This window comes from Frankia sp. Mgl5, from assembly GCF_023242985.1.
Lineage (GTDB): Bacteria > Actinomycetota > Actinomycetes > Frankiales > Frankiaceae > Parafrankia > Parafrankia soli.
Window position 1 is genome coordinate 1 of the sequence record NZ_JALKFY010000424.1, and the last position, 618, is coordinate 618.

At 63.8% G+C, this 618-nt stretch carries 1 protein-coding gene; it reads right to left on the bottom strand.

All coding sequences use genetic code 11. The features are described 5' to 3' along the window. Positions 1-74 precede the first annotated feature (74 nt). On the bottom strand, positions 75-618 hold a 544-nt coding region (locus MXD62_RS09955), incomplete at its 5' end, for an integrase core domain-containing protein (RefSeq protein WP_248829052.1).

Sequence of the window (618 nt, forward strand, 5' to 3'; positions counted from 1 at the left end):
TGTGGGGCTCCGAAATTCGGGTTTCGGCCTGTGAGCTGGTCTTTTGTGGCTGACGTGATCGTCCGGGGGTGTCGTCAGGCGGCGTTGCGGTACTCGTTGATCAGCCCGCCGAGGATGCGTGTGCGACGGACGGTGGAACCCGGGGTCGGGGTGACCACGGGTGGTGAGTCGGGCGGATGCTGGCCGAGGGAGCGGTGAGGCCGGTGGGTGTTGAAATGCTCGGCGTATGTGGTGAGGGCGGTGGTCAGGTGCCGTTCAGAGACGATCAATAATCTGTCGGTGCATTCGCGGCGGGCGGTGCCGACCCAGCGTTCCGCGATCGCGTTCGCCTGCGGGGCTTGCGGCGGTGTGCGTACCACGTCGATGCCAGCTGCGGTGAAGACGGCGTCGAACGGAGCCGTGAACTTTGTGTCGCGGTCACGGATGAGGAACCGGAACCGGCGGCTGCGATCTTCGAGGTCTATCAGCAGGTTCCGTGCGTGCTGGGTGATCCATGCCGCGGTTGGGTGTTTCGTTGCTCCGAGGACATGGACATGGACATGGCGGGTGGCGTGCTCGACGATGAAGAACACGTAGATCCGTTGGAGGAATACGGTGTCCACGGTGAAGAAGTCGCAG